Genomic DNA, 17,322 nt, shown 5'->3' with positions numbered 1-17,322 from the left:
CGCAAGTAGTATTTTGTTTGAGCAGACTTAGGAGCAATCGCCATGACTAAGCGCACCCTCGGCGGTACATCTCGCAAGCGTAAGCGCGTTTCTGGTTTTCGTACTCGCATGCGGACAACTAATGGCCGTCGAGTTATTCAGGCACGTCGTAAGAAAGGGCGTGCTCGTTTGGCCGTTTAGACTGGCTAGCTGAGTGCGATCGCATCTGTGGCGTTACCTAAGCAACATCGACTGCGAGCTTCGCGTTCTTTTTCTAAGGTTTATCGTCAAGGGCGTCGAGCTAGCGGTCATTGTCTAGCCATTAAAGCCCTTAAAAATCCTTTGCCCGTTGAAAGCTCATCAAGTGAGCTTTCAACGGGCATCTGTTTTGGAGTGTCCATTAGTCGAAAAGTACATAAGCGAGCCGTTGTACGTAACCGCATCAAACGACAAATTCATTCGGCTCTAAGGCTCCTGCTGCCCAGGGTCGAAGGAACTTGGTGGGTTGTGATCAATGTCAGATCTGCTGCAACAATCTGCCAATATTACGATTTTTTGCGAGAATTAGAGAATCTATTGGTAGAGCTAGAGGTGCTGCATGGCAATTAAAGAGGAAGTGTATTACGAGGGCGGCCCCCACATTGGTGATTTAATTTTGCACTGCGTGCTGGCGCTGACATTGGTCTTCATTCCCCTTACAGTTGGCTCCATTATTCGTGCTCTGTGGGTTCGCTATCGCATCACCAATCGTCGCATTTCGGTTACAGGGGGCTGGATGGGACGTAACCGAACTGATTTGATTTATTCAGAAGTAACTCGTGTGGCCGTTGTGCCTCGCGGTTTGGGACTTTGGGGTGATATGGCGGTGCAACTCAAGGATGGTAGTCGCTTAGAGTTGCGGTCTCTGCCTAATTTTCGCGATCTCTACGACAAAATCACTGAACATATTTCTGCTAAAGCTAGAAAAGCTAGTGGTTTGCCCACTTAGAGAAACTTCCTGGGTAACGTTTTAAGCTCATAACAGTTTTTCTCTGGTAAATCCATAAATAAAAACTACAGGCTCATAACTTTCTGCCCTGACCCCAAGTAGGGATAACCGTCAATTTATAGGTCAAACACCGTCTCAAATAGTTTTGTGTGGGTGAAATAACTAACCCTTTTTGCAGCGGATCGACCTAACGCCTGCAATATTCAGATACATTAGAGTTCGGTATGCAATTTGCTCGGTAAGCGCGCATGGATTTCGGTATTGGATTTCTAACGAACAATATAATGCTGCCAATCCTAGATTTTTTCTATGGGATTGTGCCCAGCTACGGTTTAGCCATTGTGGCTTTGACTCTTCTTATTCGCTTTGCGCTCTATCCGCTTAATGCCGGATCGATTCGCAATATGAGGCGCATGAAGATTACCCAGCCTCTTATGCAGAAAAAGGTCAAGGAAATCCAAGAGCGCTACAAAGACGATCCTGCCAAGCTCCAAGAGGAGATGGGCGGGGTTTACAAGGAATTTGGTAATCCATTGGCAGGCTGCTTTCCAGTGGTCTTGCAGATGCCTATTTTGTTTGCATTATTTGCAACACTTCGAGGATCACCGTTTGCTGATATTACCTATCCTGTAAATCTCCAAATCCTTCCTCAAGATTCGATCGAGCAAGTTCAGCCCCAAGCATTTTCCGCCAAGCAATCTAACCTTTATATTGCCGACGGTAAGCATTTCTCCATCGCTCCAGTTCTGCCCGGTGGTAACCGTATTGGTGTTGGCGATAGTGCCGTGATTCGTTTACAGACCCCTGAAGGTGAGTCTGTGAGTCAGTTAGCTGACAAGTATGCCGAAAATCCAGCTGTCTTTACTCCCATTTGGGAGGTCACTAAGGGGCAAGACCTGGTCAAGGTTGATGAAAATGGCCAAATTACGGCGCTAGCTCTGGGTGACGTCACTATTCAGGCAAAAGTCAAAGGGTTGGCTGCCAATAAAGGTTTCTTGTTTATCAAAGAGCTAGGGCGTATTGGTGCCCTCGGTGACGAAGGGGAAATCCACTGGGACATTCTCGGCATGATTTTGTTCTTTGGTGTAAGCCTTTATGTCAACCAGCTTTTGTCCGGTCAGTCTTCCAGTGATAATCCTCAGCAAGAGACTATTACTAAGCTGACACCTGTATTATTCTCGGGTATGTTCTTGTTCTTCCCCCTGCCCGCAGGTGTATTGCTCTACATGGTACTGGCGAATGTTTTCCAGACAGCTCAATCATTTATCCTGTCTAGAGAGCCCCTACCTGATAATATTCAGGCTTTAGTTGATGCCGAGGAAGTTAAGACAGCAAGTGCTGATCGTGGGCCACTAGCATTTGAGCCTGGAGCAAAGAAAGCGGCAGATAAGGGCAAGTCTAGTTCTGCTCGGTCTAAGTCAACTAGTAAAACATCTGCCAAGAACAATAAGTCCACCAACAAGGCCACATCTTCCCGCTCTAAAGGGAATAAGAAATCTGGTGGTAGTTCTAAAAAAAAGGTCTCTAACCGATAGCTAAAGGTACACTTGTGGTTGGCATAAAATTCGCTGAAGCGGGTGTGAGTGATTTATGGGCGAACAGCAAGATAAAGGCGGTATCCAATGGCTATCGCAATTGCTAGATCATCAAGGCGTTAAGACGGATGTAACTGGTGAGCATATAGACGATGCTCTAGGGGATAGTAGCTTCTGGCTCACTATCGATGATTCCTCTTTGACCCAGGCTCAAATTGACGGCCTTGTAGGAGATCGAGGTCGTGTTCTAGATGCGATTCAGTATTTAGCAAATACAGTGCTGAATATTGGGCAAGACGCTGACAATCAGCAGTCTTATACGATTGAGCTGCATGGCTACCGTCAGCAGCGTCGCGATGAACTTAAGTCAATTGCAGAAAGGGCCGCAGAAGATGTGCTGTCCAGTGGTGGTGAGCATGAAGTTTCTGATTTATCGTCTGCTGAACGTAGGCAAGTTCATACGTTCTTAAAGGCCCATGGTGGCTTGGAAACCTTTAGCCGTGGCCGAGAACCTGACCGTCGGTTGGTGGTTCGTGCTTTGTCGAATGCTGACTTTGCCAATGCAGAGGATGAGTAGGTCTTGAGGGTATCTTGCTGCACCTGAGCCTTGGACTAATTGATTCTTTCTTGGCCCTTCAAAGTGATTAGATAGCGGCCCATGCAACGGATATATATTCCCCATTTGATTAAAGATCCGAGCAAGACTCGGATAATAGAGGTCGATGACTATCTCAGCGATCTAGAAACTCTAACGCCGGTTAAGGGGCGCATACAAATTCAGCATCGTGGCAATTTTTTAGAGGTCTCAGCCCAGGCTGAGACCATTGCTACGTTGACATGTCACCGTTGTTTGCAAAACTATAATGCACGCATCCAGGTTGATACTTCAGAGTTTATTTGGCTACAGGAGCTGCAGCCTGAATCCTATGCCGAAGAGGTAGAAGTTAGCTTGGACGATTTAGTGGAAACCTTGCCGCCCCAAGGCCATTTTGAGCCCGCTAAGTGGCTCTATGAGCAGTTATGTTTAGCCATGCCTCAGCGGCAGCTCTGTGACCAAAGTTGTGAGGGAATTCCCAATCCGGTGGCCAGTAGCGACGATGCTTCAGCTGAAACAGATCAACGCTGGGCAGCTTTATCTGCTTTGAAGCAACAACTTTCTGATTAGTCACCCAGTTTTTATGGCATTTAACGATGAGTTAGGACTACTTATTCGAGCCCGCTACCCGTTGGTGTACGTTCCCACCCGAGAAGAGGAGCGGGCTGAAGAGTCGATTGCTAAGGTTGCTGCTACTACGGGTAATCGAGCTGTTTATGTGTGGGATTTTGTTGATGGCTATCGAGGTAATCCCAATGATGAAGGGGTTGGTCGTCGAAATCCACTCCAAGCCTTAGAGTTTGCTGACAAGTTATCGTCTTCTGCTCCAGCTATATTAGTCCTTCGTGATTTTCATCGTTTTCTAGACGATATTGCTATCTCACGAAAGCTGCGGAACCTGGCGCGGATACTAAAGGCTCAGCCTAAAAATATAATTATTCTGTCAGCTCAGTTGACTATTCCGGATGAGTTAAGTGAGCTACTGACGGTTTTGGAGTTTCCACTCCCTACGGTTGATGAAATTCGTAGGGAAATAGAGTCCTTGCTAGGGGCTATGGGAAGTTTGCCGGGGCCTAAAGCATTAGATGCTCTCGTGCGTTCTTGTCAGGGGCTGTCAATGGAGCGCATTCGTCGGGTATTAGCACGGGGGATAGCGGCCAATGGGGCCTTTAGCCCTGATGATATTGATTTAATTCTGGAAGAAAAGCGTCAAACGATTCGCCAGACGCAGATTTTGGACTTCTATCCTGCTACCGAAAAAATTTCTGATATTGGTGGTTTGGATAATCTGAAAGACTGGCTAATTAAGCGCGGTGGTTCATTCTCTGAGCGAGCAAGGCAGTATGGGTTGCCTCATCCCAGGGGATTGATGCTAGTGGGCATTCAGGGGACAGGTAAATCTCTGACAGCAAAGGCAATTGCCCATCATTGGCATCTGCCTTTGTTGCGTTTGGATGTAGGGCGTTTATTTGCTGGTCTTGTGGGCGAATCAGAGTCTCGTACCCGGCAAATGATTCAGCTGGCAGAGGCGTTGGCTCCTTGTGTGCTTTGGATCGATGAGATTGATAAAGCATTTGCTGGATTTGAGGGTCGTGGTGATTCTGGCACTACAAGCCGTGTTTTTGGCACCTTTATTACCTGGCTATCCGAGAAAACATCTCCGGTGTTTGTGGTAGCGACAGCTAATAATATTGGTGCGTTACCGCCAGAACTATTACGACGTGGCCGATTTGATGAAATCTTTTTTGTGGGTTTGCCGAGTCAGGCTGAGCGAGATGCCATTTTCAATGTGCATCTAAGTCGGCTGCGTCCCCATAATGTGAAAAGTTACGATACCCGTCGCCTTGCTTACGAAACTCCTGACTTTTCTGGAGCGGAAATTGAGCAAGCCATTATTGAAGCGATGCATATTGGCTTTAGTCAAAATCGTGATTTTACCGTAGATGACATTCTGGAAGCGGCTAGTCAGTTAGTGCCGTTAGCCCGTACCGCTAAAGACCAGGTAGATGCTCTGCAAGCTTGGGCTGCATCAGGTAAAGCTAGACTGGCGTCGCGGCAGTCTATGTTGAGCGATCGCATGAAGGATTTGGACGGTTAGAGCCTCATCAGAAAAGGTCTTAGTGTCAGATATCTGAATAAGAGATAACTTTCTACAGAAAATAGGGTATAACCGTAGGACATTCTGTGAGTGTCCCTGATTGTCTACAGTAGCTATGGCGTCCAACCGATTTAATATCCAGGCGTTTTTGGTGAGTCTGCTCAAGTTTATTGGCGGAGTCGCGATCGCGCTATTCGTTATCTCTCTTGCTGGAGTTGCGACCGCCCGCTATTTCTTGACCCAACTTTCCAGCTTGCCAGAGCGTCCGGTTTACGAAAATGAGTTGCCAGCGCAGCCTCAACAGGCGAGCGATACCAATACGGAACCTGCGCCTCAGGCTGCTGTCGAACAACCTTCTGAGCCTCAGCCAACAACAGCTCCGACCCCCGCTAATGAAGCCAAAGCACTCTATAAGGTTGTCGTTACCTACGGGACCGGTTTGTTGGTGCGTGCGGGTGCAGGTGTGGATTATGAAACGATTGATGGCATCGACTATGACGAAACTGTCGAGGTTTTAGAAGAGTCTGGCCGCTGGTTTAAAGTTCGCACTGGTAGCGGTGTTGAGGGTTGGATTAAGGGCCAAGGGAATACTCAAAAACTTTAGTTTGACTAGTTTTATATCAAATCCAAATTCAGTAACCCCGATTAATAATAGACAATCCTGTAGGGGCACTCCCTTGTGGATGCCCCTCTCTATCGGGCGTTTATCGTGATTACCCTGAATGCCGATGGTTATTGGTGTAATTTATCCGTGCTCCGGCCCACTGGAGCTTGCTTCTCAACGTTTGATAATAAGACTGGTTCTGCCGCAACAGCACAAATTTTGCCATGTGTTCCGCCATCCAAATATCTACCCGTTGCCCTGGCCAAATAGAAGTAGCCATGACGCCATCCATCCACAGTTTGGTGGTCATGGCAGGATCGACAAGGGGCCAAACACTAACAACACTGCCAGATGGGATCACCACCGGACGACTGGATAAACTCAGGGGACAAATCGGGGTGACCACAATGGCATCCATCCCAGGATGCACAATGGGTCCATTCGCGGCAACTGTATAGCCTGTTGTACCAGTAGGTGTGCTGATTAAAAGGCCGTCTCCTTGGTATTGGTCAACCACCTCTCCATCAATTTCCATTTCTAAAATTGAGGTAATCATGCGGTCAGGTGAAGCGGGCTTGACACACATTTCATTGAGGGCCCAATATACCTCGCTGAGGGGTTCACGATTACTGCGATTCCCTTCGTGGATGCAGGCGCGGAGCATCATACGCTGTTGCACTGCATAACGATCGTTCTGTAGCCGATCAAGAATCTTTTCGAAATCATCAATTTCATCTGATGATTCTGTTAGAAAGCCTAAGTGGCCACCAATGTTGACGGCCAAAATTGGGATTTTTTCGGGTGCTAAGTGGCGTGCTGCCGCAAGGGCTGTACCATCACCACCCAGCACAATTGCTAAGTCAATGGGCTGCTGGGCAGAGGCTAAAAAAACAGGATAGGGATTATCTTTGGGGCCGCTGGGGCCAAGCAGTACACTGGCACCACGTTTTTCTAAGAGCTGGGCACATTTCTCGGCCCAGCTTTTACTTTGCTGATTACCTGCTTTGTGAACAATGATGACTTGGTTGAGCTGCACGGTAGTGGAGGGGATGAGGAGTTACTTGACTGATTTCCAGTTGACGGCAGCTTGTTCCAAGACGTAGTTCGCTAGGCTAGTGATTTCATCTTTGCTGAGCTGATCGCTATAGGCGCTCATCAGGCCTTTGCCATTGGTAATCAGGGTTGCGATCGCATCCATAGACTCATAACCATGACGTTTTAAAGCCCGTTGCTTTAAGTTTTTGCCTCGGCGAATGATATTAGCTCCATTGGGATGACATCCGGCACAGTGAGTCTCAAATAATTTTCTGGAGTCTATTGTGTCTGCCCACGCCATGGCTGAAGTGCTAAACCATAGGCTGGCGGCAAGTAAGCAGCAAGCCAAATAACCAGGCATGAGACGTTTAAGCCTGGTTAGATATAAGCGCCAAGGCGTGAGTAAACATGAGAATGTTGAACTGAATATGGAGCTAAAGACAGAAGCCGACATTAAAATCAAAGGGGCGAGCAATTCGCTTCCTATGGTAATGGTTTACGACCTTAGGAAAATGAGCCTGGTACAACTTAAGATCAGTTTTCTCCGCTGACAGAGGCGCTAAACTGTGGATGATTTGAGTGTAGGTTACAAGTTTGCCGTGTTATGAGAAAAGCAGCACTATTGATGAGCCTAATGGTGGTATCGGCAGTTGCTGGCGGCAGCTTTGCCTATGGATGGTACAGTGTGACGAATGTGTCACCCCACAATAATCCAACAGCAGCACCAGTAACACCATCCACACCAGAGACTGATATAGCTGCGACTCAGTATTCTGAGTCGGTAATACGCCGTAAATCATCAGGTGTAACTGCCCATCAGCCATCAATGCGTCAGCAACTGTCTCACATATCTAACAAAAATGGTGAAATTAGCCTGACTCTAGATGAGCCTCAGCTGACGCAGCTAGTCAACGATGCTATTCTCAGTCAACCTGTGGCGGCTCAACTTTTAGCGAATGCCCAATTGTTGCAGACAACTCTCCAGGGCGAATTCATTGAAACGGGTGCGGTGCTGAATTTGTCAGAACTGCCACGAGAAGCATTGTCTACCGAGCTACAGACCAGTCTGGATCAGTTGACCAGTGCTGTGCCTATGCTAACCAATCGCGATATTTACATTGGGATTGTTGCCCGTCCTCAAATACAAGACGGCAAAATTACTCTGAATCAGGACCTTAGCTTCAAAATAGGCCAGTTTACCCTGCCCCTGGCGGATGTTGCTGAGCAGATGGGGTTTTCTACCAGCGAAATCGAGCAACGCCTTAATGGATTGCTCGATCAACAAGGGGTCATTTTAGAAACCATTGAAATTCTAGATGAGCAGCTGGTGATCACAGGAATTAAATCCTAATGACTATGACCAGCAACGAGATCACCAGGATTCAAAATCATTGATTTTTGGGTTCTAGTCTGAATCACTGGGCCGTACACCTTTCATAATGCGTGATAGCTCACTCTTCTCGTCCACAGAAACCCGAGTGGGTGAACCGCTGATAATGCGCTCTAGGTTACGGAAGGAGTCCTTGATTTCCGGGCCATTGGCACTGATGGTGTATTCACGGATAGCCTTGTCATGCCAAGATCCCCGCATCTTGAATACATTCAATGCCCGAGACATTTGACCACGTATTTCCACATATTGCAGCATTAAGATGGTGTCTGTGATAGTGGAAATATGCGAGTCAGTAATGGAATGGGAGCCCATAAACTGCTCCGTAGTGTTTGTAAAGAAACCAGTGATTTCTTCCTGTTTTGCATAACCCGTTACACCAATGACAAACTGACGGAACGAATTATTGCTGACTCCGCGATCCAAAGCTGACAGAGAATCGATGGCAATACGTGAGGGCTTAAACTGTGCAATCTCAGACTTAATAATCTGCAAGTGGTCTTCGAGTCCAGCAGATTCGGGATATGCGCAGATGATTTTGAGTAGTCCCGCGCGCTCTAACTCCTCAAAGTCAATGCCCCAGGAGTAAGCATTTCTAGATAGCTGTGCGCGAGATTCTTCGTAGGCAAAAAGAATGGAACGCTCTTTTGCCTGACAGCCATTTTCAATGAACTTACTAACCAGCAACGTTTTACCTGTCCCTGTTGCCCCGGTGGCCAAGATAATTGAGTCCTTAAAGAATCCACCGCCACACATTTCATCCAGGGCTTTGACTCCAGAGGAGACCCGTACATTCGATGAACGTTGAGTCAGGCGCATTGCCCCCAACGGAAAGATATTGATACCGTTTTGGGTAATGGTGAAAGGGTATTCCCCTTTCATATGGGTCGTGCCCCGCAGCTTGAGAATTTCGATGGTACGGCGACGACGCTCCCCTTCGAGGACATTGCGAACAATAACGACGTTATCTGACACAAATTCCTCGACTCCAAAGCGGGCAACGGGACCATACTCGTCCACGCGCTCTGTTGACATTAGAGTCGTCACGCCCATTTGTTTAAGACGCGCAACTAATCGAAAAATTTCACGCCGGACTACACCAGCTGCATCGTATTGCTGAAAAACGGCTGTAACCGAGTCGATGGATACCCGTCGTGCCTTGTACTTACGAATAGCGTATTGAATCCGCTCAATTAATGCTGAGAGGTCGAAATTACCTACGATTTCTTGACCTTCGGGATCGGGGGATGCATCCAGAATGAATAGCTTGCCATCATCAATGAGCTTCTGTAGATCCCAGCCAAAGCTGCAAGCATTTTGAATGATGTCGGCAGGTGACTCTTCGAAGGTGACAAATACACCGGGTTCATCAAAATCTGTGATGCCGTTATATAGAAACTGTACGGCAATCAAGGTTTTACCAGTACCTGAAGTTCCACTGACGAGGGTCGAACGCCCGGCAGGCAGACCACCATGACTGATGTCATCAAAGCCTTCCATCATGGTGCGAATTTTTCTTACGCCCGCCAAGGTATTATTCGAGGGGATTTCACCTTGAGAAGACTGAGTCATAACTTAGTAAATTGACCTGTTAAAAAAATAGTGAGTTGGCCTGTAAAAAAATACAGTGGGAGAAAAGAACATTACTAATATTTCAACAGGTTAAGTTATCAAGAGCAAGCACTATAGATGATTCTGCTCCAAGAACATCGTGCGTACTGGCATATATTGCCAAAAACTCTATATTTCATGCTTGTGAACTGTATGCAAAGGAGCTTGTGTTATGAGCGTTGCCCAATTGGTGCATTACACTTCTATCCTTTGCCACATTCCAGTCTGGAATGCATAAGCAACGCTTCTCAAAAATCGAAACATTACTTTAAGACTGATAAGTTACTTTGGTAAAATAGGCTAATCATCCTCCCTGAGCTCATCATAAAGCAAGTCTAGACCGATCAGGACGCGCTCACGGTCAGACAGGTCGCCAATGATTTTACGAACAGGAGGCGGTAGGATTTTTGCCAAGGTTGGAGTCGCTAATATTTTGTCTTCTTCAGCGAGCTGTGGATTTTGTAAGACATCAATGACCTTTAATGCATAAACGCCCTGAAACTCTTCTTCCAAGATCGTGTTGAGCATTTTGAGTGCCCGAGTAGAGTTTGGGGTATTGCCAGCAACGTAGAGTTTTAATATGTAGGTCTTTTTATAGGCCATTGAAGGGTTCCCGAATGTGTGGCAGATGTGGAGTACAAGAGTCCATAAATAAAATTGGGACGTGCGTAAATCAGATTCTATGATTCACGTGGAATAGAGCGACGGTACATTTCACATAGATGGGCCAGCACATCAATTAGGGTTAAGCGATAGTCCAATAAAATTTCCTCACTACGTCCTTCCATGTGGAGCTGCTTTGAAAAATTGTCCATCAGTTCCATATGGATTTCGACAACCTTAGAAATGGATACGTCAGCAAAGAACGCTAAGTTAACGTAGTCATCAATACGTTGATTTAGGCTTTTGTCATCCGATGAAAAATAACTCAGGATGATTTGACGATAGTCTTGACGCAATTGATCTAAAAACTCATGACGCTCCTCCACGGTCATGTTGCGTACAAAATTTTGAGAATTACGCTTGTAATACACACCCAAATAGCCTAAGCGTTCTTGGAGTTTTTCAGTCAGTCGCTGCTGCTGAAGGCTCAACAGAAATATGCGATTATCCCGGTTTTCTGTTGGAGAACCTTCATTATCAACGACAGTGCTAGAGTTGGCTGGCAGTTTTAAAAATTGGCTGATGGCTTTGTGAACCTGGTCTTCAATGGTATCTAATTGACCTGGACTGATCTGGATAACAGCATCGTGATACTGGGTGCGTTGCTCTAAAGCATCCTGTGCTGAGATCACTAAAGTAGGCAGCAAAATATCACGCTCCCACAGCTCATGTAGTAAATCCCAACCATCTTGATTAGGTTGGACAACCAAACAATCAATCCGATGACGATTACTGATGGTCCACTGCACAAACTCTGTGTGCGTCTGGCTCCAACTAATAGCAAAAGGACTGTGGGTGAGCGTTTTCTTGAGAGACTCCGCCATAGAGGCCTGAGCCGTATAAATTCCAACCAGGAAGCGTGCAGCCAAAATTGAGATGAATGTTACGCAATGTTAATTGATTTATTGCACTATTTAACAGCTTATTGTTTATCTATGGAGACGATATTTTATATTTTTATGCGAATTGGGAGATGAGTAGCCAATGAGTACAAAAGTTTGCAGTCAAAGGAAAATTTAATAGGTACTTTTTATCAAAACTAAGCATATAGGCTACGAGTGGTAGCTATGGCAAACTTAAGTATTTTTATCTGGGAGTTATTTTTGGCGTCCTCAGATGTCTGTACTTAAGGGCGCTTAGGGGAGACATATTGCCTCAGAAGAATAATTACGGACAAGTGTTCCATTGTTATTGTGATCTGAGCACTGCATAATCAACGAGCATGGAGGGATTCGAACCCCCGACCGCCAGAACCGGAATCTGGTGCTCTATCCAGCTGAGCTACATGCCCTCGTTTCTAGCTTAGTTTATCCAGGAACCGTGCTTAATATTAGCACTTGTGTTCGTATCTGTCTTTGCCTTTACGTTAAACGTGTTGATGGCATACGCTCATGGGGGTGTGCAAGATGCGTGCTGCGTGCTGGATATTCAGAATTTATCAAAAGCTTTTGGTCAGCGTCAGGCACTATCGGCTTTGACCCTGAGGTTGGAGTCAGGTGAAGTGTATGGTCTGTTAGGGCCTAATGGAGCTGGAAAAACCACAACCATTAATTTGCTCAGTGGTTTATTACGACCCGATCACGGACAGGTGTTGATTGCTGGGCAGCCTGCTGCTGAATCAACCAAGCCATATTTGGGGATTATGCCGCAGCAAAACCTGCTGTACCAAAGTCTTACCTGTGGGGAGAACCTGGCATTCTTTGCCAAAATCTATGGCCTGGAATCTACAGCGCGATCGCAACGTATCCAAACCTGCTTGACCGCTGTCAATCTTCAAGATCGGGTTAACAGCGTTGTTGGTTCCTTAAGCGGTGGTATGCAGCGACGGTTGAGTTTAGCCATTGCCATTGTGCATCAGCCAAAGTTAGTGGTCCTGGATGAACCTACTACCGGATTAGATATTGAAGCGCGCTACGAGGTCTGGGATTTAATTCGGCAGCTTAAGCAACAGGGGGTAACGGTGCTGCTAACTACTCATCTACTTGATGAAGCAGAACGACTGTGCGATCGCATCGGTTTTCTTAAGCAGGGTTGCTTACTGGCTCAAGGGAGTCTCCCGGAACTGCGAAGCCATATTCCAGCTGAGGAGGTGGTGATTCTACAGACGGCAGATGAAGAGGCCGCCATTGCCCAAGCCGCCAACCATGGATTTACAATGCGCCGCTATGACACTCACCTGGCGTTTTGGATACCTGAGCGATTAGAACTCAGAGAGCTAATTGCAAAATTTGATGGCATTCCGATAGATTCCATTGCCCGCAGTCCAGTCACCTTAGAGCATATTTACTTAGAAGTGACCCGTTCAGTCTGAAGGCCCTGACGATGTCTGTAGTAAATACCCTAAACCCTTGTGAGTAGTCTGATTAAACCCTTTCTTCAAAGTAGGTTTATTGACGTTCACCAGGTGTTCATGGGCATGCTTAGGGGACTGGGGTAGTCTATATTTAGTTCGAGAGAACGCTTATGACTACTGCGTTTGCAGCTTAAATTTAACTTCTATTCTGACTGACTTTTTAGCAGTTTCCTTTATACAGACCTATTTATTGCAGGACGGGCCTCAGCGTAATGTTGAGGCCCGTCTTCTATTTATTAAACGTAGTTCAGCCTCCATACCAGGGCAGAGGGTGAACTACTTTAAAGCGCTGGCTAACCCGGTTAATATAGCGTTGGGTTTGCTCTGTAGCGTTGGCATGATTGTCCAACAAACGTATGGTTAAATTTCTGCTTGTGGTGATTCCAGCGTTTTTAGTAATTGCGATCGCAATCCTGTCGGTACAGAACGCCACCCCGATTTCCCTACAATTTTTGGCGTTTCGTTCGGTGGCCCTACCGTTTGGCTTGTGGTTAGGGATTGGCCTGGCAGCTGGCCTGGTCGGCACAGCGGGTTTACTCACCGTGTTTTCAAGCAAACGCCGGTAGGGAAATTGTCAGGTGTCAATTGTGAGTTGTTGGTCCCAATCCATTGCTAATTGAGCAGTTATAACACTCATAAAGTTCAAGACTCAGAACTATGTAAAGATCGCTCCGCCCATCAACTTTGTATAACGACGGTTCAACTCTTTTTTAATTAATGGCCACTGCTCCAAAGTCGAGTCTTGCTGGATGAGCTGCTCTGCTGCTGTCCGGGCTAGCTCCAAAACCTCTTGATCATTCACCAGGCTGGCCAAAGCAAAGTCAGGCAGTCCTGATTGACGGGTGCCTAACACCTCACCAGGACCCCGGAATCGCAGATCCATCTCAGCAATGAAGAACCCATCTTGCGACTGTTCTAGAACCCGCAGTCGCTGCAAAGCCGTTTCGCTTTTACTACTGCTCATCAATAGGCAATAGGATTGGTCAGCCCCTCGTCCTACACGTCCCCGTAGCTGATGCAGTTGTGAGAGACCAAAGCGCTCAGCATGTTCAATGAGCATGACACTGGCGTTGGGCACATCCACCCCAACTTCTACCACTGTGGTGGATACCAAGATCTGGGTATGGCGTTCCCGAAATTGCGTAATGGCCGCATCTTTATCAGCAGAGCTCATGCGCCCATGGAGCAGACCGACGTTGAACTCAGGAAAAACAACCTCGCTCAGACGCTGATGTTCTTCAATGGCGGAACGCAAGTCCAGCTTTTCAGATTCATCAACCAGGGGTAGCACGATGTAAATCTGTCGGCTTTGGGTGATCTCACGTCGAATCAAATCGTAGGCATGGTTGCGATCTCGACCAGCTAATAATGTGGTTTGAATGGGCTTACGCCCGGGCGGGAGTTCGTCAATTTGGCTAACGTCCAGATCTCCATGCAATGTCAGGGCTAGAGTTCGCGGTATAGGCGTAGCCGTGAGGGTGAGCACGTGGGGATTGTCACCTTTTTGCTGGAGCTTAGCCCGCTGAGCCACCCCAAACCGATGTTGCTCATCGATGGTGACGAGACCTAAACGACTAAATTTCACAGGATCTTCGATCAAGGCATGGGTTCCTACCAGGATGGGGAGTTCTCCCGTTTCGAGTTGGGAATGAATTTCCCGGCGCTTGGCGGTTTTGGTGGAACCAGTTAGCAGTTCCACGGGTAAGTGCAATAGGTTAAACCATTCCACTAACTTGCGGTAGTGCTGCTCTGCTAACACTTCTGTGGGGGCCATCAGGGCTGCCTGATATCCTGCCTGAATGGTTGCGAGGATTGCCACCACTGCCACTACGGTTTTCCCGGAGCCCACATCTCCCTGCACTAGTCGATTCATCGGTGTGGACTGCTGCAAGTCCACCAGAATTTCCTGCACTACCCGAGCTTGAGCCTCTGTCAGGCTAAAGGGCAGTACCCCATAGAACTGATCGATCAGCTCACCAGTAGGGGCCATGTGAATTTGAGTGTGAGCCTGTTGCTGTTTGCGACGGGACAGCAGACCTAATTGCAAATAGAAGAATTCATCAAACACCAGACGGCGGCGGGCAATTGCCAGAGCCTCACTATCGGGTGGAAAGTGAATGTGCGCAATTGCCACCGTTAGTTGAATCAAACCATGTTGCTCCCGCAGCGCAGTGGGAAACGGCTCTCGAATTTCTATAGCGGCGGGCAAGGCAGCGACCACTGCCTTACGGACCAGTGGGGCAGGCACACCTTCTGTCAGGGGATATACAGGGACCACGCGACCTACCGTGTCGGAGTCAATGGCTTCCTGGGTATCTCCGAGTACCTCCAGGTCTGGATCGTCTAAGGTGATGCCATATTTTCCTTTTTTTACCAAGCCCGAGGCAGCTAATGTAGAGCCGACTGGGTAGAGACGCTTTTGACGTTCTTGCCAAGCTCGGTTACGAAAGCGCGCTCCGGCCAAGAATCGATTGAGTTTGAGGGTGCCAGTGCCGTCGTAGAGACTGAGTTCAAAAATCGTCAGTTTTGCATTGCGAGGACTATTGAAGCAATTGCAACGCCGCACGGTGCCCACAATCGTCACGGTGTCACCCGCTTTAAGATCTCGAATTTTGACCTGGCGGGCATAGTCTAGATGGTCGCGAGGATAGTAATAGAGCACATCCCGGACGGTATAAAGCCCTAACTTTGCGAGTCGTTCGCTATTCTTGGGGCCGATGCCTTTGAGATAAGTGATGGGCTGATCTAGGGGATGGCCTGAGCGAGGTAAGCTCGGTCTCTGAGTAATTAAGGATTTGGTTTTAGGGCGTTGGTTGGATCTTGAGGATGGACGACCGACCGCTTCACTAGCCTTAGGGCTGGGCTTTTCTAATAGTTGACGACTCTGCTGTAAAAACCGTCGAGTGTTGGCCACCAGATGCTGCCGTTGGGCAAAGCTGAGGGCGCTATATTTATCGAAGTCTTCCGAGAGATTACGCCAGCGTTCTTGGTCAATGGCAGGCAGACTGCTGGGGACCTTGCGTAAGCTATCTCGCAAAAATTCGCTAAATCGTTTTTGATGGCCTTGCAGGTCATTGAACCCCGCTTCAGCTTCGACACTCAGTGCCTTTTGCAGACGGATCCAGTCGGGCTGATCAGCCATTAGTCGTTGGTCCAGCTAGCTCTCCAGGCGTCTTCGGCTTGTGCGATCGCAAGCTGTCGTTCAGCATCCTTATAGGCATGGCCAACACGTTTCAGATGCGCCATTTTCTTCCGAATATGGCTTCGCCAAAGTGCGACGTTCGTCTCCGCAAATTCAATTTCCGAGAGCCGTAAATGAATCATGACAAAATCGGGCAGAGACTCTAACTGGAGAAATTGAGGCATCGATATAGATGCTTCAGAACGATTTTCGTCCCCATCTGAATCTTGGTCTGATGTGTCTTCGCCAGTAATAATAGCGGCGGCAATCTCAGCGTCAGCCCACTGCTCATCGAGCTTATGATCTTCACCTTCGTCAGGCTCGCCATCACTCTTTGAAAATCTACTTTTCTCGGGTTCGTGCAGGATCTTGATCGATAGTCTGACCAAATTAGGTGTTTTCATGGGGATATGGCCTAGACGTTCTGACTCTGACGTCGCCGCTAACAATGCATGGGGGATCTCTGGCATTACATTTGCTGTTCGCAAAAGCTCATTTGCCTTCTCGGAGACTGCCTTGAGCACATCTCGAATAGCTTTCTCAATTAAAATTTGCCGCCGCATGATTTGTGCAGGTTGTAGTGGTCCTGACGGTTCGGTTTCTGGCTGTGACTCCTCTAAACGCTCACTATCCATGAGTGAACGAATATCGGCTAAGAGTTTTGCTTGAGATCGCTGTGTTTGGGGTGACTTGCCAGGGTGTGTGTGATGTTCTTGGTCCTCAACTGTATCAGCTGCTGAGGGGCTGGTTTTAGGCGTTGATTCTGATTGCTCTCTGGCAGAAGCTGCTTCTAAAAATAATTGCCGAATGACGGCGAGGCCATCTTCCTCTGCTGGTTGTAAGCTCAGGCGCTTTGCTGTAGCCCATTTGTCCTGTAGGTGAGTGTGAATGCGATTGCCCAACTCGCGCAGCTTGTGCTGTAAACGATCACGTTGGGACAAGCTCAGTTCTAAAAAACTCTCAGGATAAACCTGCGTACAAATATGATAAGCCGCTAATATTAGCTGGCGTTTGCTTGCCTGACTTAAAACTTGTAAATATTTATCGATTAAGCCTTCAAGCTCAGTGGCAATATCAGCAGTTTGCGTCTGAAGCTTGGAAAGCTGCTGTTCAATATGACCACTTGCGTTACCCATTAGCGCAGATATTAGACAAAAAACGTGATGTAGAACGGCATTACAATGCCGTAAATCCCAGTATAGGCGCTATGACAAATGTTCTAATATTTCAGAGTCATTTGCCTAATTCATAAATATTGACATCTGAGGTGCTATAAGTACTTGCCCCTAG

The 17,322-nt window shown here is 47.4% G+C and carries 18 protein-coding genes and 1 tRNA gene; 11 read left to right on the top strand and 8 right to left on the bottom strand.

Features of this window, described 5'->3' with window-relative positions; translation table 11 throughout:
• Positions 1–42: 42 nt before the first annotated feature.
• The 8 genes from rpmH to QGP82_RS26915 all read left to right on the top strand — a co-directional run bounded on the left by rpmH (position 43) and on the right by QGP82_RS26915 (position 5,799).
• Positions 43–180, top strand: a complete 138-nt coding sequence (gene rpmH / locus QGP82_RS26950; RefSeq protein WP_006516823.1) for a 50S ribosomal protein L34 — start codon at positions 43–45, stop codon at positions 178–180.
• Between the two features lie 27 nt (positions 181–207).
• Complete coding sequence (gene rnpA, locus QGP82_RS26945; RefSeq protein WP_163665727.1) at positions 208–588, top strand: ribonuclease P protein component; 381 nt, start codon at positions 208–210, stop codon at positions 586–588.
• A complete protein-coding gene (locus tag QGP82_RS26940) occupies positions 578–967 on the top strand; it encodes a PH domain-containing protein (protein WP_006516821.1) in 390 nt (129 codons plus the stop codon). Before rnpA ends, QGP82_RS26940 begins: the two co-directional genes overlap by 11 nt.
• A gap of 248 nt (positions 968–1,215) precedes the next feature.
• Entirely contained in the window at positions 1,216–2,502 is a 1,287-nt protein-coding gene (yidC, locus tag QGP82_RS26935) for a membrane protein insertase YidC (RefSeq protein ID WP_163665723.1), read from the top strand.
• Between the two features lie 55 nt (positions 2,503–2,557).
• On the top strand, positions 2,558–3,079 hold the full coding sequence (locus QGP82_RS26930) for a Jag family protein (protein ID WP_163665721.1): 522 nt from the start codon (positions 2,558–2,560) through the stop codon (positions 3,077–3,079).
• An 81-nt stretch (positions 3,080–3,160) separates the two neighbouring features.
• Positions 3,161–3,667: a YceD family protein gene (locus QGP82_RS26925; RefSeq protein ID WP_163665719.1), complete on the top strand. Its 507-nt coding sequence runs from the start codon at positions 3,161–3,163 to the stop codon at positions 3,665–3,667.
• A 13-nt stretch (positions 3,668–3,680) separates the two neighbouring features.
• Complete coding sequence (locus QGP82_RS26920) at positions 3,681–5,195, top strand: Ycf46 family AAA ATPase (protein ID WP_163665717.1); 1,515 nt, start codon at positions 3,681–3,683, stop codon at positions 5,193–5,195.
• Positions 5,196–5,310: 115 nt separating this feature from the next.
• Complete coding sequence (locus tag QGP82_RS26915; RefSeq protein ID WP_163665715.1) at positions 5,311–5,799, top strand: SH3 domain-containing protein; 489 nt, start codon at positions 5,311–5,313, stop codon at positions 5,797–5,799.
• A gap of 109 nt (positions 5,800–5,908) precedes the next feature.
• On the opposite strand, the gene QGP82_RS26910 is transcribed toward QGP82_RS26915, so the two are convergent.
• Both QGP82_RS26910 and QGP82_RS26905 read right to left on the bottom strand, forming a co-directional pair.
• The gene (locus tag QGP82_RS26910; RefSeq protein ID WP_163665713.1) at positions 5,909–6,835 is read right to left on the bottom strand and encodes an NAD(+) kinase; all 927 of its coding nucleotides are present in this window, start codon (positions 6,833–6,835) and stop codon (positions 5,909–5,911) included.
• 21 nt (positions 6,836–6,856) lie between these two features.
• On the bottom strand, positions 6,857–7,135 hold the full coding sequence (locus QGP82_RS26905) for a c-type cytochrome (RefSeq protein ID WP_250565006.1): 279 nt from the start codon (positions 7,133–7,135) through the stop codon (positions 6,857–6,859).
• A gap of 303 nt (positions 7,136–7,438) precedes the next feature.
• Here QGP82_RS26905 and QGP82_RS26900 point away from each other — a divergent pair, with 303 nt between their 5' ends.
• Positions 7,439–8,185, top strand: coding sequence for a hypothetical protein (locus QGP82_RS26900; RefSeq protein ID WP_163665711.1), 747 nt, complete (start codon positions 7,439–7,441; stop codon positions 8,183–8,185).
• A 54-nt stretch (positions 8,186–8,239) separates the two neighbouring features.
• On the opposite strand, the gene kaiC is transcribed toward QGP82_RS26900, so the two are convergent.
• The 4 genes from kaiC to QGP82_RS26880 form a co-directional block, all read right to left on the bottom strand.
• On the bottom strand, positions 8,240–9,796 hold the full coding sequence (gene kaiC / locus QGP82_RS26895) for a circadian clock protein KaiC (RefSeq protein ID WP_163665709.1): 1,557 nt from the start codon (positions 9,794–9,796) through the stop codon (positions 8,240–8,242).
• Positions 9,797–10,135: 339 nt separating this feature from the next.
• Positions 10,136–10,438 carry a circadian clock protein KaiB gene (gene kaiB, locus QGP82_RS26890; RefSeq protein WP_006516811.1) on the bottom strand — a complete coding sequence of 101 codons (303 nt, stop codon included), beginning with the start codon at positions 10,436–10,438 and terminating at the stop codon, positions 10,136–10,138.
• Positions 10,439–10,515: 77 nt separating this feature from the next.
• A complete protein-coding gene (locus QGP82_RS26885; RefSeq protein ID WP_250565578.1) occupies positions 10,516–11,367 on the bottom strand; it encodes a circadian clock protein KaiA in 852 nt (283 codons plus the stop codon).
• Between the two features lie 348 nt (positions 11,368–11,715).
• Positions 11,716–11,789, bottom strand: a tRNA-Arg gene (locus QGP82_RS26880).
• 87 nt (positions 11,790–11,876) lie between these two features.
• Here QGP82_RS26880 and QGP82_RS26875 point away from each other — a divergent pair.
• Together QGP82_RS26875 and QGP82_RS26870 are read left to right on the top strand one after the other, a co-directional pair.
• Positions 11,877–12,809: an ABC transporter ATP-binding protein gene (locus QGP82_RS26875; protein ID WP_250565005.1), complete on the top strand. Its 933-nt coding sequence runs from the start codon at positions 11,877–11,879 to the stop codon at positions 12,807–12,809.
• A gap of 398 nt (positions 12,810–13,207) precedes the next feature.
• A complete protein-coding gene (locus tag QGP82_RS26870; protein ID WP_163665700.1) occupies positions 13,208–13,417 on the top strand; it encodes a DUF1049 domain-containing protein in 210 nt (69 codons plus the stop codon).
• 89 nt (positions 13,418–13,506) lie between these two features.
• Here QGP82_RS26870 and recG read toward each other — a convergent pair whose 3' ends face one another.
• Both recG and QGP82_RS26860 read right to left on the bottom strand, forming a co-directional pair.
• Entirely contained in the window at positions 13,507–15,993 is a 2,487-nt protein-coding gene (recG, locus tag QGP82_RS26865; protein WP_499061561.1) for an ATP-dependent DNA helicase RecG, read from the bottom strand.
• Positions 15,993–17,168, bottom strand: a complete 1,176-nt coding sequence (locus QGP82_RS26860; protein WP_163665696.1) for a hypothetical protein — start codon at positions 17,166–17,168, stop codon at positions 15,993–15,995. Before QGP82_RS26860 ends, recG begins: the two co-directional genes overlap by 1 nt.
• Between the last annotated feature and the right edge of the window lie 154 nt (positions 17,169–17,322).

Source organism: Leptothoe sp. LEGE 181152, from assembly GCF_032906605.1.
GTDB lineage: Bacteria > Cyanobacteriota > Cyanobacteriia > Phormidesmidales > Phormidesmidaceae > Leptothoe > Leptothoe turfae.
The sequence above is the reverse complement of the archived record's forward strand: the minus strand, read 5'-3'. Positions and strand labels throughout refer to the sequence as shown.

Bases quoted from the DNA above. Each gene is read 5' to 3' on its own strand.
- QGP82_RS26875 (WP_250565005.1), top strand. From the start codon at position 11,877: ATGGCATACGCTCATGGGGGTGTGCAAGATGCGTGCTGCGTGCTGGAT.
- QGP82_RS26925 (WP_163665719.1), top strand. From the start codon at position 3,161: ATGCAACGGATATATATTCCCCATTTGATTAAAGATCCGAGCAAGACT.
- QGP82_RS26860 (WP_163665696.1), bottom strand. From the start codon at position 17,168: ATGGGTAACGCAAGTGGTCATATTGAACAGCAGCTTTCCAAGCTTCAG.
- QGP82_RS26905 (WP_250565006.1), bottom strand. From the start codon at position 7,135: ATGGCGTGGGCAGACACAATAGACTCCAGAAAATTATTTGAGACTCAC.
- QGP82_RS26930 (WP_163665721.1), top strand. From the start codon at position 2,558: ATGGGCGAACAGCAAGATAAAGGCGGTATCCAATGGCTATCGCAATTG.
- QGP82_RS26900 (WP_163665711.1), top strand. From the start codon at position 7,439: ATGAGAAAAGCAGCACTATTGATGAGCCTAATGGTGGTATCGGCAGTT.
- rpmH (WP_006516823.1), top strand. From the start codon at position 43: ATGACTAAGCGCACCCTCGGCGGTACATCTCGCAAGCGTAAGCGCGTT.
- recG (WP_499061561.1), bottom strand. From the start codon at position 15,993: ATGGCTGATCAGCCCGACTGGATCCGTCTGCAAAAGGCACTGAGTGTC.
- QGP82_RS26870 (WP_163665700.1), top strand. From the start codon at position 13,208: ATGGTTAAATTTCTGCTTGTGGTGATTCCAGCGTTTTTAGTAATTGCG.
- QGP82_RS26920 (WP_163665717.1), top strand. From the start codon at position 3,681: ATGGCATTTAACGATGAGTTAGGACTACTTATTCGAGCCCGCTACCCG.
- yidC (WP_163665723.1), top strand. From the start codon at position 1,216: ATGGATTTCGGTATTGGATTTCTAACGAACAATATAATGCTGCCAATC.
- kaiB (WP_006516811.1), bottom strand. From the start codon at position 10,438: ATGGCCTATAAAAAGACCTACATATTAAAACTCTACGTTGCTGGCAAT.
- QGP82_RS26940 (WP_006516821.1), top strand. From the start codon at position 578: ATGGCAATTAAAGAGGAAGTGTATTACGAGGGCGGCCCCCACATTGGT.
- kaiC (WP_163665709.1), bottom strand. From the start codon at position 9,796: ATGACTCAGTCTTCTCAAGGTGAAATCCCCTCGAATAATACCTTGGCG.
- QGP82_RS26915 (WP_163665715.1), top strand. From the start codon at position 5,311: ATGGCGTCCAACCGATTTAATATCCAGGCGTTTTTGGTGAGTCTGCTC.